The sequence below is a fragment of the Flavobacterium sp. CF108 genome, from assembly GCF_900129795.1.
Taxonomy (GTDB): Bacteria; Bacteroidota; Bacteroidia; order Flavobacteriales; family Flavobacteriaceae; genus Flavobacterium.
In genome coordinates this window covers 607,462-624,416 of record NZ_FQWW01000003.1, presented here as the reverse complement: position 1 = coordinate 624,416, position 16,955 = coordinate 607,462, and the positions used below count along the sequence as shown (strand labels likewise).

Annotated in this window: 16 protein-coding genes; 8 read left to right on the top strand and 8 right to left on the bottom strand. The window is 34.2% G+C overall.

Annotation, left to right across the window (positions count from 1 at the left end; all coding sequences use genetic code 11):
* Nucleotides 1–2 precede the first annotated feature (2 nt).
* Both BUE10_RS11405 and BUE10_RS11400 read left to right on the top strand, forming a co-directional pair.
* On the top strand, nucleotides 3–1,184 hold the full coding sequence (locus tag BUE10_RS11405) for a THUMP-like domain-containing protein (RefSeq protein WP_073485141.1): 1,182 nt from the start codon (nucleotides 3–5) through the stop codon (nucleotides 1,182–1,184).
* Between the two features lie 8 nt (nucleotides 1,185–1,192).
* Nucleotides 1,193–1,759 carry a hypothetical protein gene (locus tag BUE10_RS11400; RefSeq protein ID WP_073485139.1) on the top strand — a complete coding sequence of 189 codons (567 nt, stop codon included), beginning with the start codon at nucleotides 1,193–1,195 and terminating at the stop codon, nucleotides 1,757–1,759.
* 2 nt (nucleotides 1,760–1,761) lie between these two features.
* Here the strand turns inward: BUE10_RS11400 and BUE10_RS11395 are convergent, their stop codons facing one another.
* Nucleotides 1,762–2,415, bottom strand: a complete 654-nt coding sequence (locus BUE10_RS11395) for a M15 family metallopeptidase (protein ID WP_073485138.1) — start codon at nucleotides 2,413–2,415, stop codon at nucleotides 1,762–1,764.
* A gap of 132 nt (nucleotides 2,416–2,547) precedes the next feature.
* Between BUE10_RS11395 and BUE10_RS11390 the strand changes: the two genes are divergently transcribed.
* Entirely contained in the window at nucleotides 2,548–4,299 is a 1,752-nt protein-coding gene (locus BUE10_RS11390) for a CocE/NonD family hydrolase (RefSeq protein ID WP_234984735.1), read from the top strand.
* A gap of 14 nt (nucleotides 4,300–4,313) precedes the next feature.
* Here BUE10_RS11390 and BUE10_RS11385 read toward each other — a convergent pair whose 3' ends face one another.
* Both BUE10_RS11385 and BUE10_RS11380 read right to left on the bottom strand, forming a co-directional pair.
* Nucleotides 4,314–6,590: a polyprenyl synthetase family protein gene (locus BUE10_RS11385; protein WP_073485135.1), complete on the bottom strand. Its 2,277-nt coding sequence runs from the start codon at nucleotides 6,588–6,590 to the stop codon at nucleotides 4,314–4,316.
* Nucleotides 6,591–6,899: 309 nt separating this feature from the next.
* Nucleotides 6,900–8,003 carry a fatty acid desaturase family protein gene (locus BUE10_RS11380; protein ID WP_073485133.1) on the bottom strand — a complete coding sequence of 368 codons (1,104 nt, stop codon included), beginning with the start codon at nucleotides 8,001–8,003 and terminating at the stop codon, nucleotides 6,900–6,902.
* A 296-nt stretch (nucleotides 8,004–8,299) separates the two neighbouring features.
* Here BUE10_RS11380 and BUE10_RS24110 point away from each other — a divergent pair, with 296 nt between their 5' ends.
* The 3 genes from BUE10_RS24110 to BUE10_RS11370 are packed head-to-tail and all read left to right on the top strand — an operon-like array spanning nucleotide 8,300 to nucleotide 10,871.
* Nucleotides 8,300–8,695: a cellulase N-terminal Ig-like domain-containing protein gene (locus BUE10_RS24110; RefSeq protein ID WP_200801712.1), complete on the top strand. Its 396-nt coding sequence runs from the start codon at nucleotides 8,300–8,302 to the stop codon at nucleotides 8,693–8,695.
* Nucleotides 8,653–10,074 (top strand): glycoside hydrolase family 9 protein, encoded by a 1,422-nt coding sequence (locus tag BUE10_RS11375; protein ID WP_200801713.1) that lies wholly within the window; start codon nucleotides 8,653–8,655, stop codon nucleotides 10,072–10,074. The genes BUE10_RS24110 and BUE10_RS11375 overlap by 43 nt, the downstream gene beginning before the upstream one ends.
* A gap of 29 nt (nucleotides 10,075–10,103) precedes the next feature.
* Nucleotides 10,104–10,871, top strand: a complete 768-nt coding sequence (locus BUE10_RS11370; protein WP_073485131.1) for a ThuA domain-containing protein — start codon at nucleotides 10,104–10,106, stop codon at nucleotides 10,869–10,871.
* A gap of 13 nt (nucleotides 10,872–10,884) precedes the next feature.
* On the opposite strand, the gene BUE10_RS11365 is transcribed toward BUE10_RS11370, so the two are convergent.
* Nucleotides 10,885–11,706 carry a phospholipase A gene (locus tag BUE10_RS11365; RefSeq protein WP_073485129.1) on the bottom strand — a complete coding sequence of 274 codons (822 nt, stop codon included), beginning with the start codon at nucleotides 11,704–11,706 and terminating at the stop codon, nucleotides 10,885–10,887.
* A 273-nt stretch (nucleotides 11,707–11,979) separates the two neighbouring features.
* Between BUE10_RS11365 and BUE10_RS11360 the strand changes: the two genes are divergently transcribed.
* Nucleotides 11,980–12,432, top strand: coding sequence for a hypothetical protein (locus BUE10_RS11360; RefSeq protein WP_123924567.1), 453 nt, complete (start codon nucleotides 11,980–11,982; stop codon nucleotides 12,430–12,432).
* A 79-nt stretch (nucleotides 12,433–12,511) separates the two neighbouring features.
* Entirely contained in the window at nucleotides 12,512–13,945 is a 1,434-nt protein-coding gene (locus tag BUE10_RS11355; protein ID WP_073485125.1) for a Dyp-type peroxidase, read from the top strand.
* Nucleotides 13,946–14,026: 81 nt separating this feature from the next.
* Here the strand turns inward: BUE10_RS11355 and BUE10_RS11350 are convergent, their stop codons facing one another.
* From BUE10_RS11350 to BUE10_RS11335, 4 genes are all read right to left on the bottom strand, one after another.
* The gene (locus tag BUE10_RS11350) at nucleotides 14,027–14,425 is read right to left on the bottom strand and encodes a hypothetical protein (protein WP_123959181.1); all 399 of its coding nucleotides are present in this window, start codon (nucleotides 14,423–14,425) and stop codon (nucleotides 14,027–14,029) included.
* A 473-nt stretch (nucleotides 14,426–14,898) separates the two neighbouring features.
* Nucleotides 14,899–15,102, bottom strand: a complete 204-nt coding sequence (locus BUE10_RS11345) for a hypothetical protein (RefSeq protein WP_053470206.1) — start codon at nucleotides 15,100–15,102, stop codon at nucleotides 14,899–14,901.
* A gap of 18 nt (nucleotides 15,103–15,120) precedes the next feature.
* Nucleotides 15,121–16,521 (bottom strand): exopolysaccharide biosynthesis polyprenyl glycosylphosphotransferase, encoded by a 1,401-nt coding sequence (locus BUE10_RS11340; protein WP_073485123.1) that lies wholly within the window; start codon nucleotides 16,519–16,521, stop codon nucleotides 15,121–15,123.
* Nucleotides 16,491–16,922 carry a VanZ family protein gene (locus tag BUE10_RS11335; RefSeq protein WP_073485121.1) on the bottom strand — a complete coding sequence of 144 codons (432 nt, stop codon included), beginning with the start codon at nucleotides 16,920–16,922 and terminating at the stop codon, nucleotides 16,491–16,493. Before BUE10_RS11335 ends, BUE10_RS11340 begins: the two co-directional genes overlap by 31 nt.
* Nucleotides 16,923–16,955: the final 33 nt, after the last annotated feature.

Sequence of the window (16,955 nt, the reverse complement as noted above, 5' to 3'; positions counted from 1 at the left end):
CTTTGAACACTTCTATTTTAAGTAAAAATATTCAAGATTTTATAACGCTGAATAGCAGTGAATCCATTACAAAATTAGCGCTTCAAAAAAATCCTTTTCCAGAGGTGGAATGGATTTTAATTTTAAACCAAATCGAAGCGAAGTCAAAAGCAAAAGACAAATTACCAACCTGGTTTGCTGCAGAAAATATTATTTATCCGAGTAAAATTTCTGTCGAGCAGACTTCTTCTGAAAAGACAGCGGCTTATAAAGCTTCTTTAATTTCGGGAAAAAGTTTAATTGATCTTACCGGAGGCTTTGGTGTTGATGATTATTATTTTTCCAAACAATTTAAAACTATTGCACATTGCGAAATAAACGAAGATTTATCTGCAATTGTAAAACATAACTTCAAACAATTAGGTGTTGAAAACTGCAGTTTTTATGCCGATGATTCTGCCAATGTTTTAAATGGTTTAAACCAGAAATTCGATTGGATTTATATTGATCCTTCTAGAAGAAATGATGCAAAAGGTAAAGTTTTTATGCTGAAAGACTGCTTGCCAAATGTTCCCGATTCTTTAGATTTTTATTTTGAAAAGGCTGATTCTATTTTAATTAAAACCGCGCCTTTATTAGATATTTCTGCAGGTTTATCTGAATTGAAATTTGTAAAAAACATTCATATTATCGCACTCGAAAATGAGGTTAAAGAATTGCTTTTTGAAATTCATAAAAATTATTCGGGAGAAATAACTTTAAAAACAGCCAATATTTTAAAAGATAAAATAGAAACGTTTGAATTTGTTTTAGGCGATGATACTCCATTTCCATCATATCATCTTCCTCAAAAATATCTTTACGAAGCTAATTCGGCAATTATGAAGTCGGGCGGGTTTGATGAAGTAAGCACGATATTCCAAATCAATAAGTTGCATAAACATTCTCATTTATATACATCTGAAGATTTAATTGATTTTCCGGGACGCCGTTTTGAGATTGAGAAAGTAATTTCATACAGCAAAAATGAGATGAAAACCGAGCTGTTAAATCAGCAGGCAAACGTTACAACCCGCAACTTTCCTGAAACTGTAGAAAACATTCGGAAGAAATGGAAAATAAAAAATGGTGGAAATATTTATTGTTTTTTTACAACAGATAAAAATGAAAGCAAAATAGTTTTAATTTGCAGAAAAATAATCTAAATCTAAAAATGAAACAACTAATTACTCTAACTCTTTTTTTATTAACCTTTACCGCATTTGCTCAAAAACCTTGTGAATACAGTGCCAATGTAACAGACTCGATTGGAACTTATAAAGTAACTAATGAATATTTGATAAGTGAGAAGAACTTTGGCGGTACTTTTAGTTATGTTTTCTTTTCGCTTGCGCAGACAGACGGTTTACCTACTTTAAATTTACAGCTTATTCAAAAAAGCAAAGACTTTATAAAAGCGAATTGTTTTGATAAAAATTCTAAAGTTTATTTACAATTAGAAAACGGAAAAATTGTTACGCTTATGCATATTAACCAGGAAAACTGCGGTACTTTAATTCGCGACGACAAGGGTTTTGACAATCGTGTAAATACCGGGATTTTTATGTTTATGAAAGATAATTATGAAGATTTAAAAACTTCGCCTATTTTGATTATGCGAATTAAATATCTTACAGATACAGAAGATTATATTGTAAAAAGAGAATTAGTTTCTGAAATGAATAACAAAACGTATCAGCCCAATACATATTTCATGCAGAATATCAGATGCGTTGAGTAATTTTATTCGCAATTCCATTTTTGATTCGCAACCGGATCTTTTAATCCGGTTTTTAAATTATAATGCCACCATTCTGAATCAAAGGAATTGAAACCGTTTTGGATCATTATTTTTTTAAGGAATTTTCTATTTGATAAAACTTCTTTAGAAAATTTAGTGTAGTTGTGACCAGCTTCTGGACCAAAAAAGTCAAAAGCGGTTCCCATTTCAAGTTCTTTTCCGTTAGAATCGACTAACGAAATATCTACGGCTCCTCCTCTATTGTGAATGGAGCCTTTTTTTGGATCTGCCACATACTCCGGATTCGAAACAATTGCCCACATTTTCTGCTGAATCGATAAAGGCCTGTAACAATCGTACAGCTTTATTTTATATCCTTTTTTGATAAAATCTTTATTAGCTTCGACTAAAGCTTTTACGGTTTTTAATCGCAGGAAACATTCTGCACAATCATATACTTTTGCCTTCAGGAAATTATCTTCTGTGGCATATTTCATATCATAAATAAAATCTTTGCTGTAGTCTTTAAGATTTACAAAGGTTGTATCCTCAATTTTATTTTCTACAGGTTCTGCATATGCTTCATTTTGTGCTTTCGCAGAAATTATCCAGCAAAAGCATATTAAAAAAAATGAAGATTTAATATATTGTAACATGAAGTTATAATTTGAGTCATTATTGAAGTAAATATATAAATATATAAATATATAAATATATAAATATATAAATATATAAATATATAAATATATAAATTTATAATTAAATTCGTTTAACTAAAAAACTTACAAATGATGAATAAGAAAGCATTGTTTTTATTTCTGAGTTTATTTTTTACAATCTGCGGACTTTCTGCCCAGCAGACAAAAGCCACAAAATTAGCAAATAACGAAAGTAATTATGATATTCAGGACAGTGTTTCGATTACAACGCGGGACGGTGCCATATTATCTGCAATGGTTGCCCGAAAAAAGAATGATACTGATGCAAAACCTGTAATTCTTCAATACACGATTTATGTTCGTGACAAAGACAGGGATCTCAAAACCATAAAAGAATCTGTTGATAAAGGGTATACAGGCGTAATTGTTTATTCTCGCGGAAAGCGTTTCAGCCCTAACGAAATTGATCCGTATGAAAATGAAAGCAGCGATGCTTATGATGCAATTGACTGGATCAGCAAACAAAAATGGTGTAACGGAAGTGTTGGAATGTATGGCGGCAGTTATAACGGTTTTACACAATGGGCGGCTTGTAAAAAGATGCATCCGGCGCTTAAAACAATTGTTCCCTACGTTGCAAACAGACCCGGAATGGGATTACCAATGGAAAATAATGTTTTTATAAACCCAAATTACGAATGGGCGTTTTATGTGGGAAACAACAAATATCTTGATACAGTTACCAATAATAACAGACCACGTTTTAGAGGATTAAAATTTAGATGGTGGGAATCTGGTGCTGCTTATAAAACATTAGACAGTATTGACGGAGAGCCTAACCGATGGTTTCAGAAATGGATAAAACATCCGTCATTTGATGATTACTGGCAAAAAATGGCGCCTTATAAAAATGATTTTTCGCAGATTAATATTCCCATTTTAGCTTTTGATGGTTATTATAATGATTCTCAAAACTCTAGTTTATACTATTTGAAAGAACTTCAAAAGTATAGTCCGAAAACACCTTTTTATCTTGTAATTGGCCCTTATGGACATTTTGGAACCCAGATTGGCGGCGAGGCCATTTTAAATGATTATAAAGTCGACTCCAATGCTTTAATCGATATTAAAAAAATTACCTATCAATGGTTTGATTTTATTTTGAAGAATAGCACTAAACCTGAAATTCTAAAAGACAAAATCAATTATGAAGTTATGGGCGCGAATGAATGGAAAAGTGCTTCCTCATTCGAAAAAATGCACAACGGTTTCCTGACTTTTTATTTAACAGCAAATAAATCAGGAGATTTCCATTTAGCCGATTCTCAAAAACCTAAGAAAAAAGAATTCCTATCGCAGGAAGTTGATTTTGCAGACCGACAAACGAGCAATAACAATTATTATCCAAGCCCGATTATTCAAAAAGAAGTCAGCAAATATGACGGATATTTTTTTATAAGCGAACCGTTAAAAGAAGCTTTGATTGTAAATGGGTCATTTTTGGGAGAAATCAAATGCAGCATCAACAAAAAAGATATGGATCTGGGCGTAACGCTTTATGAGGTTACTCCAAATGACGAATACTTTCATTTATCGTATTACATAGGCCGCGCCAGTTATGCAAAAGATATTGAAAAAAGACAGCTTTTAGAACCTAATAAATTGGAAACAATCTCTTTTACTAATACTCATTTTGTCAGCAAACAACTAAGTAAAGGAAGCCGTTTATTGATTGCCGTTAATGTAAATAAAAATCCGTTTTCGCAGTTAAATTATGGAACCGGAAAAGAAGTAAGCGATGAAACAATTCTGGATGCAAAAGTACCTTTGCAAATAAAATGGTATAATGACAGTTTTGTGAAAATTCCGGTTTTGAAATGAATGTAATTTTAAAATCATTCCTTTTTTAAGGCATACCAGCCAAAAGCCCGTAATCTAACTTTAAAAAAGGAATCTGGCAGGAGCTTATCCAATTTTTCCCATGCGGTTTCTACAAGTTCATCGGCTTCTTGTCTGCAGGCTTCGATGGCTCCGCAATCTTGCAATAAATGAATTACAGATGCAATTACCGCTCTGTCCGTTGGCAGTGTCTGAATGGTTTCCCATACATATTCGCGCTGCTTTAAAGGCATTAATCCCATTGCTTTTGCCACTGGCATGGTTATTTTTCCGGCTGTAATATCCTCTCCTTTATCTTTAAGATTATTTTCATAGCCTTGCAAATTCAGTACATCATCCATTATTTGGTAAGCAACACCTATTGCTTCTAAAAAACTGCTTAATGCCTCAATTTCTTCAGGTTTTCCACCTCCTATTAATCCTCCCAGCTTGGCTAATGTACAGGCGGGAGTTGCAGTTTTTAATCTGTGTATAGTATAAATTCTATTCTCAAGCGTTGAACTATTTCCCTTGTTAACAGCCTCTGGCATAAGATCATGAAGTCCGCTGATATCCATTGCCTGACCTGCATGTGCTGCACGCATCATTTCAAAATAAAGTTCATATACTTTTATCCGAATATCATCCGGAAGTTTAGGATCATGCATAAATAATTCTGAAATAAAATAACTGGCATTACCGGCATTAATTGCAAGTGCTTCACCATAAAGATGATGCAAAGCGGTGCCTCCTCTGCGTGTGTCAGATCTGTCCTGAACATCATCTACAATTAAGGATCCTGTATGTATGAACTCCGGCATTGCCAGCCAGTCGATAAACGGCTGAGAGTTTCCTCCAACACTATCTATACAAGCTAAAAATATATAAGAACGCCAGGCCTTTTTACTTCTGTCTACGATTTCCCTTATAGGTTTTATAACAGACGAGACATATTGCTCTTTATCTGCAGCGCTCAAAAAAGAAACTCCCAACGGACTATTAACCAACTTGTAAAATTGATCGTCAGTAGGATTTAAGGGAAGCAAAGATTCTACCGATTTTTGGGTGGTGTCACCTACTGCTTTTAAGAAGCTTTCAATATTTGTTTTGGTACTAAATCCATTTCTTTCAATATATCCGTTACCAGAAACTTCTGTTTCCATAAATTTTCCTGCAGCACTTACACTGCCTTCCCAAAATGCGGGTGCAGAAAGAATTGTAATAAATTCCTGCTCTGGAAAATCTGCGGTTATAGAAAGAAAAATATTAAACTGTGGTATTTCTATTTTCCAGGAAACGGGATAGGATATAAAAGTTCTGGCGCTTGTCCAATACTTTTCGGGTAAAAATGAGTACTGTTTTACGCTTGTATTTTTACCATCGGGATCAATGATAATTATAGTACCTCCGGCGTGTTCGCCATTTTTTGTATTATCAAAAAGATCATAACCAGATAACTGATATCCATTGTCTAACTGAAGTGCAATCCAGTTCCAGTCCATTTCATGCTTAAATTCAAATGTGGAAGTTTCATCAGCAGGTCTGCTAAATTCATGGTCGTACCAACCGTTCCCTTCTACTTCATAAACCGTATTGCCTATCTGAATTTCTCCACTCACCTCACACTTTGGAATAAAATAATAAAACATTTCTTCTTTCCTTATCCCGCTTACTACTCCATCATCTCCATGTCGTACAGGTTCTGTTAAGGGAATAAAATCAAGTTTGCACAAAATTTCGTTTGATGGATTTTCGAGTTTTAAATGATAATTTCCTTGTTCTTCTTTTTTAAAGGAATTTTCATCGTATTCAAGGGAGAGATTCTTTAAACCTATTTTTGCTGGTTGTTTAAGAAGTCTGTCCGGCAGCGGCATATTTCCTTTTTCATATACTTCTTTTAATGCACGGCGAATCCATCTGCTTCCTTCATTTTTTTCTTCGGCCTTTTTTATCGCTTTTAATACCTGTCCCGGTGTACTAGGATCTACCAGAGAGTCCATATAATATTTGCCATCTGTTTTATCTGACAATGACCAGATTACAGAATGGGTATAGTTCAGGTTTCCTGTTGTTTCCTCTTTTATTGCCACTCTGAAAAAAGAAGCAAATAAGGACAGTCGTTTTCCATCTTTAGAAGTGAGATGACAATTTTGATACCACCACTCGATTAATGATTCATGGTGAGGAAGATCATGAATGCGTAAATCAATTGCCCCATCAGCAGGCCAGGTCGAAGGATAGTAGTATGGGATTTCTTCAAGATTTGTTTGTTGTGCATAGGTTTCTTTTTTCATAGTGCCAGACATATTAGTTATTAAAAACAATATTCTATCCCGCTTTTCGAATTATTATCGATAACGGAAACAGTATTAAAAATTGAATGCTGTATCACAACTCAAAAGAGAAAATGACTTTTACTAAGCTGCAATAAAAAATCAACGCTATTTTATCGAAACGTTGTTTTTGTAAGAATAAAGTTAGCATAATTAAATGAGGAATACGCAAGTATATTTACGTATTTTACTGAATTACAGAAATTTAACAATAAACAAGCATTAAATAAATGTTTATTTATTTCTGTAAGTAAGAAGTAACCGAGCTTTTTAAATCTCTCCTGTCATTAAAATATTTTCTTTCACGCCCTTATTCTTCAACATCCTGAAATGCGAACGTACGGCATAATAAAAAGGATATGACGTGTAAGGAAGATCATATTCTTCGGCATATTTTATTATTATTGGCGTAATGTAGGGATAATAGGTATGACCAACACCCGGAAAAAGATGATGCGCTACATGATGTGTAAAACCTCCGTATAAAAAATTGGCCAATTTGCTGTTGGTACTAAAATCTTTGGTTACAATCATTTGGTGTAAAGCCCAGGTTGCAGATAAATTTCCTTCTTCGTCGGTTCCAGGAAAATTGGCATCTTCATCGACATGGGTAGAAACTAATGCGACAACTCCCAAAACGCTTCCGGATAAATGCATCGCAAACCATCCTGCTAAAACTAAATACCATGGCTGATTGAGCAAAATCATTGGAACAAAAAGAATATAAAACAGGTTTATAATTTTTGCTGTAAATAATATAAATATCTGCTTTCGCGGAATCGTTTCAACAATCTTCTTTACGTAGTTGTTTTTTGTTCCAAAAAAGTCTTTAAAATCCCGAATATAAATCCAGTTTAAACTGTAAAGCGGATAAATAAACCACATATAAATGTGCTGGTATTTATGATATTTAAGCACGGGAGCATTTGGAAAAATCCTGATGATATCGCTTTGTTTGATATCAATATCCCAATCCTGAACATTTGGATAGGCATGATGCAGGTTGATGTGGCGGCGCATCCAGAGCCAGTGATTGCTTCCAAAGAGTTCTAAAACATATAAGAACCATTCATTGTGCTTTGCTTTTTTAAATAAAGCTCCGTGCGCAGCATCATGAAAGGCATTTATAAAAAGTACAATCATGGTAAAACCACACAAAATATAAAAAAGGAAAAGTAAAGGTGTGCTGTTTCCAAAAAATAAAATACAGCCATAAAATAAAAAAAACAAAACCAAAAGACCTAAAGACTTTATAACATTTAAAAGGTACAATGATGAATTTTGCAATACCGTTTCGGTGACTTCGTTGCGCATTTTTCTAAAAAAATCATCAGTACCAGCTCTAAGATAAACCGGGCGTTTTAATTTTTCCATAATCACTATTGCTAGAAATTGTCATATCAAATTTAATAAAAAAAAGTTAAAACTCACGATTTCAAAACATTACAAAGAAAATAAATGATAGAAATTTTTAATAAAAAATGAGATGTGAGCTTATTGTTTGTTATAAAAAGCACATCAAATACACATCACTTTTATCTTGATTTTACTTACAAACGCAGTAAAAATAAGTTCCCCAAGTTATTCCTGACTTTTTAATGAAATTTAGAAGAATAGAAAAGCGATATAAATTTTCACTTTTTTGTAATTTGCTTTATAAAAAATAAACTATGCTAAAACTCCGTCAGCAATTTAGATATCTCATAATAGTGCTGTTTCTTTCTGTTATGGCTTACAGTAAACCTATTATTTATGTAAATCAGGTTGGTTTTGATCCGAAAAGTCCAAAAATAGCCATTATAGCATATCCAACTAATCTTCGTGAAAATGCATCTTTTGATGTTGTTGATACTCAAACTCATAAAATAGTGTTTACGGCATTAATTGGGAAACCGCAAAACGTGGACGACTGGAAACTTGGTGAAAAATTTTATAAAGCTGATTTCTCCTCTTTTCAAAAACCCGGAACGTATAAAATCACTTTTAAAATTGCAGATCAGATTTATACTTCGCAAGTTTTTCTATTGAAGAAAATATACTGGCAAAACGAGTTATTTCATCCATAGTTCACTATTATAATAAACAAAGAGCCAATACTCCGGAAGAACTCGAAGCCGACAAAAACATCATCTTATACGGCAGTACAAAAACGGCAGATGTTCGCGGCGGATGGTGTGATGCATCTGGCGATGTGAGTAAATATTTTTCGCATTTGGCTTACGCCAATTTTGTATCGCCGCAGCAAACGCCTTTGGTAACCTGGTCGCTTATTAATACCTCAGAAACAATTCCGAAACAGTTGACGCAATGGAAAATAAAAGATTCTCTTGATAACGAAGCCATTTGGGGAGCAGATTATATGATGCGCTGTTTATCAAAAGAGGATTATTTTTATATGATTGTTTTCAGTTATTTTGATAAAAATCCTGCTGCCCGAAGAATTGTGGGTTTAAAGGCCAATAGTGTTACTACAGACGAATATCAAAGTGCTTTTCGCGAAGGCGCAGGAATGGCAATTGCTTCGTTAGCCAGAATTTCGCAATGGAAAAAAAATGGTGATTTTACATCACAGCAATATTTAGACGGAGCTAAACGTGCTTATGCACATCTTTTAGTAAATAACACTAAATATGATGATGACAGAAAAGAAAATATTATTGATGATTATTGTGCTTTAATGGCGGCAACTGAGTTATGGATTGCTACCAATGATAATTTCTATAAAGACGAAGCCAGAAAATGGACGCACAATCTCGAAAACCGAATAACCGATCAAGGCTGGTTTAGAAGCAATGACGGAAATCGTCCGTTTTGGCATGCTGCCGATGCAGGTTTACCAATAGTTTCTTTGACAAGATATTTGAAAAAAGAAAACGACAGCAACGAAATAAAGAATGCCAAAAATGTGATCAAAAAGGCTTTAGAATATAATTTAGCCGTTACCAATAATGTAGAAAATCCGTTTGGTTATGCACGCCAAAGTTTCTTGTTTAACGGTAAGGTACAAGATGGCTTTTTTATTCCGCATGATAATGAAACCGGTTGGTGGTGGCAGGGAGAAAATGCCCGATTAGCTTCGCTGGCTACAGCTGCAATTGAAGGCGGAAAAGTAGTTTCTGTAAAAAATAATGGTACTGAGAAAAAACCGCTTGATTTATATGCTTCACAGCAGTTATCATGGATTTTAGGATGCAATCCGTATTCGGTATGTTTTTTATATGGATTTGGAGAAGAAAATGTCCCGTACATGCATTCTAATTACGGGCACGGTTCTGAAAAGGGCGGAATTTCTAATGGAATTACGGGTAAAGAAGGAAACGGAGACGGCTCTGGAATTGATTTTAATATGGATGTTAGCGGCAATGACGAATGGCGCTGGACAGAACAATGGATTCCGCATTCAGCATGGTTTTTACAGGCAATTACAGCTTTGGCAGACAAATAAAATTTAGATAAAAAAACTTCAATTATTGGATGAAAAATTTTCTAATCCTATTTATAACAGTCTTCATTTTTCAGGTAGATTGTACCGCACAGAAATCTAAAAAATCAAAGTTTAAAGTTTTGGTTTTGTATGAAAACGGCGGACATCATTTGGCCTTTTCTAAAGCAGCAAAACCGTGGCTGAACAAACTGGCAGCAGACAGTAGTTTTACGATTGATTATATTGAAAACACAGCAAAAATTAACGACGCCTTTTTAAAACAATATAAGGTTTTTATTCAGCTGGATTATCATCCATATACCTGGAGCGAGGAATCTATGAAAGCATTTGAAAAATACATGAACGACGGCAAAGGCGGATGGGTTGGTTTGCATCACGCTACTTTACTGGGCGAATTTGACGGTTACCCCATGTGGAAATGGTTTTCTGATTTTATGGGCGGAATAAAGTTTGAAAATTACATTGCCACTTTTGCAAATGCGAAAGTGAATATTGAAGACAAATCTCATCCGGTAATCAAAGGAATTTCACCTGAATTTCTTATCAAAAAAGAAGAATGGTATACTTATGATAAAAGTCCGCGCCCGAATGTTCATGTATTGGCTTCAGTTGATGAAGCTACTTATGAACCTAATTCAGAGATAAAAATGGGCGATCATCCGGTTGTTTGGACAAACGATCATTTTAAATCCCGAAACGTTTATATTTTTATGGGACATTCTCCTGAATTGTTTGAAAATGAAGCTTACACTACTCTTTTGAGGAATTCCATTTTTTGGGCGGCGAGTAAAAAATGATAATTCTTTTGCCTTAAAAAATTCCCATATTTTCAGGTTTGATCGTAAATCCTAAACGTACCATGCTTTTGTGTTCCTGATAATCAATTAAACTTTCGGTAAAACCTACAAACCATTGCAGCGTGAGATAATAGTTTTCATGTTTAAATGGTTTCCAGTTTACCTGTGTCTGCAAAGATCCATAATTGATAAGACCGCTTCCTTTTCTAAACAAAATGTCGGCACTCCAGCGTCCGGGTTGTATTTGATACGTTGCACTGGCTTCGCCGTAACCCACATATTTGGTCAGTTCGGGATTATCTTCTTTATCAACAAGCGGAATCCATCCTCTGATTCCTACTGTCCATCGTGGAGAAACCTGAGATTTTAATGAAAAAGCAAGCATATTCCAGGTTCTGGAATAAATAGAATCTCTTCCGTTTGATTCGTGTTCTAAGGAAATTGTTCCGTAAGTCAGCCTTCCTCCTTTTAAATAAAACGGACGTACAACAGCAAAACCGGGATTAAAATTGATTTCAGAAAATGGTTTTGAATTGGCGTAAATGTCCCAAAATGCTTTTTGGGTATACATTAAATAAGGGAAAAAACCGCCTACCCAGGGTTTTGATGTTAATCGCAGTTTAAAACTGATCTGGTATTTTACGTCGGCAGAATTTCGGGTAATTGCTTCATTTACGGGGACGCCGGTTAAAAAATAATTGTCTCTGTGAACAGAAAAACTGGATTCTTTTAACAGTGAATCTGCGGCGCGGAAATTCTTTTTTTCTTCTACAATTTGTGAATTTGCATTAATTGAAAACAAAACGATACAAGTCAATAGGTATTTAAAGTACATTCTTATAATTTAAGTTGAGGCGTATTTTTAATAATTAAATGTACTCTGTCTCGATTAATGGTATTAACGCAATAAAAACAAGAGTTAACCCAATAAACTTAATCATAGAAATATCCCGCATAAAGTCTCTTTTATGACTGATAATTCCCGTTTGGTGTCATTTTTTCCTAATGCCTTTTCTATCTCGAGTAATTTCGGCTTCAATCACCTCAATTACCCGCGATGCTGAAAACGGGAACAAAGAGTAAGCAAAATCCAAAAACAGAATCTATTATGCAAACCGTGAATCCATTAACAATGTATGTTCCTATTTATCAAACTGATGAAGCACAGGCAACAGCTCAGACAGCTTATGAAAATTTTAATAATCCTATAACAAAAGCTTCTCTGGATAAAATGGCGATTGTGCATTATGCACGAATTGCCCTTGTACCTAATACTGACGGAAAAGGTATTGCGGGAATTTTAATTATTACAGAATTTGACGGAAATATGAATTCTTACTTAGAAGCATTTTTTAATAATTCGACTACTATTAGAGCCGCATTTATTTTAGTTATTACCTTATGGGCAAACAAACCGGCAGATTTCCCAACTAACCCGGACGATATTACATATACGATTTTCTCTAATTTTATTAATGAACGTAATCTTAGCCAGTCTCAGGATCTTTATTATGCTTATCCACAATCTGTAAAGCAAATTGTAGCTAAGTTTTCTAAATAATAAATAAGAAAAAGTATTCATAATTACAGCTGTGTCATTTGATCCGGCTGTTTTTTTCTTTAACCCAAAACTTAATCTTATGAATTATACACAAACACCTCAGGCTGCAGCACCAGAATTAAGCGATATACAAGGCCTTATCATAAACGGTTATACGCATCCGTGTTCTGTACATATGCTTTTTAAATTCGATAACGACATTTCTAATTTAAAATATATTCAGGATTTTTTTAAGGATTTGCTTCCATACCTGCAAAGTGCAGAAGACTGGGGCGCTTTAAAACCTGAAATCATGTTGAATATAGGTCTTACGGCTAACGGAATTGAAATTGTAAAACCAAGTCTTAATGTTCAAAACTCCAGCTTTCCTTCTACGTTTAAAAAAGGCCCGTGGGATGTCAATAATGCACAGCAGTCTTTAGGAGATTATGGCACAGGTGCACCTGATCAATGGTGGAATCAAAAATTCAGCAATGAAGATGTGCATTGTGTGGTGCATGCGTATGCAATGAACCCAACGGCACAGGAAAAAATTGTAGGCATTATAACTGATGCTGCCCTGAAAAGCAACGGAATGGTTACGGAGTTGAAACCATTAGAGTCTGAAAGCGGAAGATTAGAACAATATCTATTAGTGCCATCCGATTATATTCATTTTCGCTACAGGGATTCAATTGATGAACCTAATTTGAATGATAATCCTGCGGGAAAAGATCAGCAAGACCTCAACAACTTTTTAATAGGTTACAGTACGCTTCCAAATCCAATTCCGGGGCCACTTTCAGGGCCGGAAGCTGCTTTTGCTAAAAACGGCTGTTATAATGCGTTTCGAATTTTGTATCAGGATGTTGAAGCTTTTAATAACTTTCTTGATACACAGGCAGAATCGATTGCACCGCAAATTAAAAACACGAAGGATTATGCAGAAGAATGGCTTGCTGCGAAAATGTGCGGAAGATGGAGAAATGGTTCTCCATTAGTACTTTCGCCAGACAAACCGGAACACGATACTTCTAAAGCTACTGATTTTGGTTATTTAAAAGATGATATGCAAGGGCTTAAATGTCCGTTTTCTGCACATACAAGAGTATCAAATCCACGTGATGAAGGTGTTGAAGTAGCTGGTTCAGATACTGTGCCGCGTATTATAAGACGAGGAATGCCGTATGGTCCGCCTTTATCAATTGATCCTAAAGCAGACCGCGGATTGATTGGTTTATTTCTTTGTGGCGATTTAAGCAGTCAGTTTGAAACGCTTTACGGATGGATTAACCTGAATAATTTCAGCAATGTTTTTGATCCTGCCGAAAATACGCCGCAAGATCCCTTGGTTGCGAATCGTATTGTGCCTCTACCGGGCAATATCGATCCTAATTTTACGATTCCTATGGAAGATGGAAACAACATTGTTATCGATGGGCCTCTGCCTCAATTTGTGGTAACCCGTGGAACGGCTTATTTGCTTCTGCCTTCTATTTCGGCACTTACTGCAATAGCAAATGGCGAAGCGTAAATAATTAGTTAAAAATTGTTGTTAGAAATAATAAAAAAACCATCTGCGCCGGCGGATGGTTTTTAGCTTTTAGTGGTTTATTTACATCATAAAATACAGGGCTCTCTGCAGTATTTCGAGTTGTTTTTCGATCATGTTGGATATTACAAATTTCTTATCCGGTAATTTTGGAATGTGGCTGGAGGATTTCTTAAAATTGAATTTTAAATCCTGTAAAACTTCTATTTTGGTTTTTGAGGCATCTATTAAAAATAAGCCTTTGATTTCGCCTATTAATGACATGCTATTGTAAAGGTGTTTACTAAACAGGCAAACCATAAAATTTGCTTTTATACTTTCTAATTTGAAAAATTCTACGAGTTCCGAATACTCATAGATTACAAATACAGAATAATCGTATTGGTTTGATTTATTCTCGTTTTTCAATAAAAAAGAGTCTTCAGAAAATTCAAAGTCATTTTTAAATTTTCTTTTAAACATTTTTAAAAAAATCCCTTTATTGTCCCTAACTAAAACTCTTTTTTTTCTGATCATCTCTTAAGAATTAGCATTTAACTTTTCTTATAAATAAATTATATTTTAATAATACAGTGATAGAAAATTTCTTTGGAATATAAAATCAGAGCCACTTTTATATCATGAAATTTAAAAGATAAAAGGATATTTAAAACAAGAAATTAAAGAGTGTCTAAAGGTAGTACAACAATGAGGAATTAAGATAAATGTAAAAGGAAATGAGCCCAATAAATATCGAGCTCATTTTTATCTTATTTGGTTTATAAATCGTGTAAACTTTTGAGTGCAGTTTATTTGTAGGTGGTTCTTGGTAAAAATATTAGTAAAGAATCAAAAAATCAACGAAGATGTTTACTTCATAAAAAAATAAAAGGCTTGTTGTTTTCTTTTTAAGCTGTAAGTAAGTGTTTGAGTTCAATTGCAAATTAGAAAAAATCTTAAATACCTGCGTTAAGGTTTGGTGTATCTGCGGTACTTAAGCTTTTTAGCTTTTTTATTTTATCATTCAATTTCAAAACCCTGTCGAGTTGTTTTTGCTGAATCGTGTATTTAGTATAATATCTATACCATTCTTTTCCAATAAAAAAGGTTGTCACAGAAACTCCTGTGAGTACACCAATAAAGTAATTAGTAATGTCCATAATTTCTAGTTTTTAAATTTAAAAAGCATTTTTATCTCCTTTCAGAGTCACAATAACGGTTAACAAGCAAATCTTAATATCTGTAATTAAACTCCAGCGCTGCAGGTATTGTATGTCTGTAGTAACGCGGCGTTTCATGTCGACTACTCTTTTGGTTTCTCCCCTAAGTCCTGAAACCTGAGCTAATCCTGTAATTCCTGGTTTAACAAAATGGCGAACCATAAAATTATTGATATGACAATTGTAATCTGTTGTGTGTTTAATCATATGCGGGCGCGGCCCAACAATACTCATATTTCCCATCAAAACATTAAAAAACTGGGGCATTTCATCTAAACTTGTCCTTCGCAGGAATTTTCCAATTGGCGTAACTCTCGAATCCCCTTTTCTGGCCTGCTGGCTTTCATCGCCGGAATTCATATACATGCTTCGAAACTTATAACACCAAAAAGGTTCATTTTTTTTGCCTGTTCGCATTTGTTTAAATAAAACCGGGCCTTTGCTCTGTCTTTTAATCAAAATAGCTAATAAAGGATAAAGCCAGGACATGATAAGAACAATCACCATAAGGCTGAAAATAATATCAAATATTCGTTTAATCAATCTATTATAGGCATTTTGCAACGGCTCAAAACGAGGCTTAATAACATGGAAATTATTTAAATGACTGGAGTTAAAATGTTTTTTTGATATGGATGAAAAGTCAGGGACAAACTTCAAGCGCATGCAGTATTTATCACCAAGCTCAAAAAAATAATTTAAATCTGAAATAAAATCCGGCTTCGATACAATGTATAATTCATTAATATGATCTCTGGATGCGTTATGAATGGCTTCAGAAAGTGCTTCACTAAATTCTTCATTGCTTTTATAATCTGCAGTTGAATTTTCATTAAGAATACCCAAAAATTGAATAAAAAAAGAATTGGTTTCCAGATGAGAAGCTAACTCAATACTCGTTTTATTGAAACCCCATATGGCAACTGTATATTGTTTAAAAACCCATCCTTTAATTTCTCCTATTACCAGTGTAAATAAAATTCTGGACAGCAGAAAATAGAACAGTAAAAAGCTCAATTGAAACAAATTAGCCCTACTTCCAAAAAAGTAAAGAACGTTATCCTGAAAAATAAAAATATAACTGTGCCACAAGATTCTTTGTGTAAAAAAAGCACGCCAGCTGTTGCGAAAAAAATATTCCAGACTAAAAAGAACATCTATTCGATACAATTGAAAATAAGTTACCGAGAATAACCAGCTTAAAATTGTAATAGGAATCATTTTATCCAAAAGCAAAGCATTCCAGCCTATCCTCTCTTCGCTTGCAAAATTCAGGAACACTATAGTACCAAGTATCATAGCGATCATGTCTGCAATTGCACAGCAGATTATGAAGGTAAATTTATGTCTGTTTCGCATTTTTTAAATTTTTTGAATAAATTGTAAAACAATCCTCCTGCTATACTTCCTATAATTCCATAACAAACATCCATTATATCGGGGTTTCTTTTTTGAACTATAAACTGTCCTCCTTCGGCTATACAAACAATTATGGCAGCGATGCCTATGTTTTGTATAAAGTTTAAATTTTTGCTTTGATTTGTTTCATTCGGGCTCTTTTGCTGTACATATGCTTCTAACAGAAAACCAACGGCTAAAAAAGGGACAGCAGTACGCAGATTGTAATAATGATTACTCCAGTTTAAAAGCCATCTTGGCAGGTAACTTTCGGTTCTTAAACTAGGATCGGGGAGCCAGGAAAAATAGAAAACAACACCAATAACGAAAAGCAATATCAACAGAACTATTTTTTGAAACATTGTTCACTCTTTAATTTTTTAATAAATGTGCTT

Coding starts and splice junctions, on each gene's coding strand:
- BUE10_RS11400 (WP_073485139.1), top strand. CDS start 1,193: ATGAAACAACTAATTACTCTAACTCTTTTTTTATTAACCTTTACCGCA.
- BUE10_RS11395 (WP_073485138.1), bottom strand. CDS start 2,415: ATGTTACAATATATTAAATCTTCATTTTTTTTAATATGCTTTTGCTGG.
- BUE10_RS11390 (WP_234984735.1), top strand. CDS start 2,548: ATGATGAATAAGAAAGCATTGTTTTTATTTCTGAGTTTATTTTTTACA.
- BUE10_RS11385 (WP_073485135.1), bottom strand. CDS start 6,590: ATGAAAAAAGAAACCTATGCACAACAAACAAATCTTGAAGAAATCCCA.
- BUE10_RS11380 (WP_073485133.1), bottom strand. CDS start 8,003: ATGGAAAAATTAAAACGCCCGGTTTATCTTAGAGCTGGTACTGATGAT.
- BUE10_RS24110 (WP_200801712.1), top strand. CDS start 8,300: ATGCTAAAACTCCGTCAGCAATTTAGATATCTCATAATAGTGCTGTTT.
- BUE10_RS11370 (WP_073485131.1), top strand. CDS start 10,104: ATGAAAAATTTTCTAATCCTATTTATAACAGTCTTCATTTTTCAGGTA.
- BUE10_RS11365 (WP_073485129.1), bottom strand. CDS start 11,706: ATGTACTTTAAATACCTATTGACTTGTATCGTTTTGTTTTCAATTAAT.
- BUE10_RS11360 (WP_123924567.1), top strand. CDS start 11,980: ATGCAAACCGTGAATCCATTAACAATGTATGTTCCTATTTATCAAACT.
- BUE10_RS11355 (WP_073485125.1), top strand. CDS start 12,512: ATGAATTATACACAAACACCTCAGGCTGCAGCACCAGAATTAAGCGAT.
- BUE10_RS11350 (WP_123959181.1), bottom strand. CDS start 14,425: ATGTTTAAAAGAAAATTTAAAAATGACTTTGAATTTTCTGAAGACTCT.
- BUE10_RS11345 (WP_053470206.1), bottom strand. CDS start 15,102: ATGGACATTACTAATTACTTTATTGGTGTACTCACAGGAGTTTCTGTG.
- BUE10_RS11340 (WP_073485123.1), bottom strand. CDS start 16,521: ATGCGAAACAGACATAAATTTACCTTCATAATCTGCTGTGCAATTGCA.
- BUE10_RS11335 (WP_073485121.1), bottom strand. CDS start 16,922: ATGTTTCAAAAAATAGTTCTGTTGATATTGCTTTTCGTTATTGGTGTT.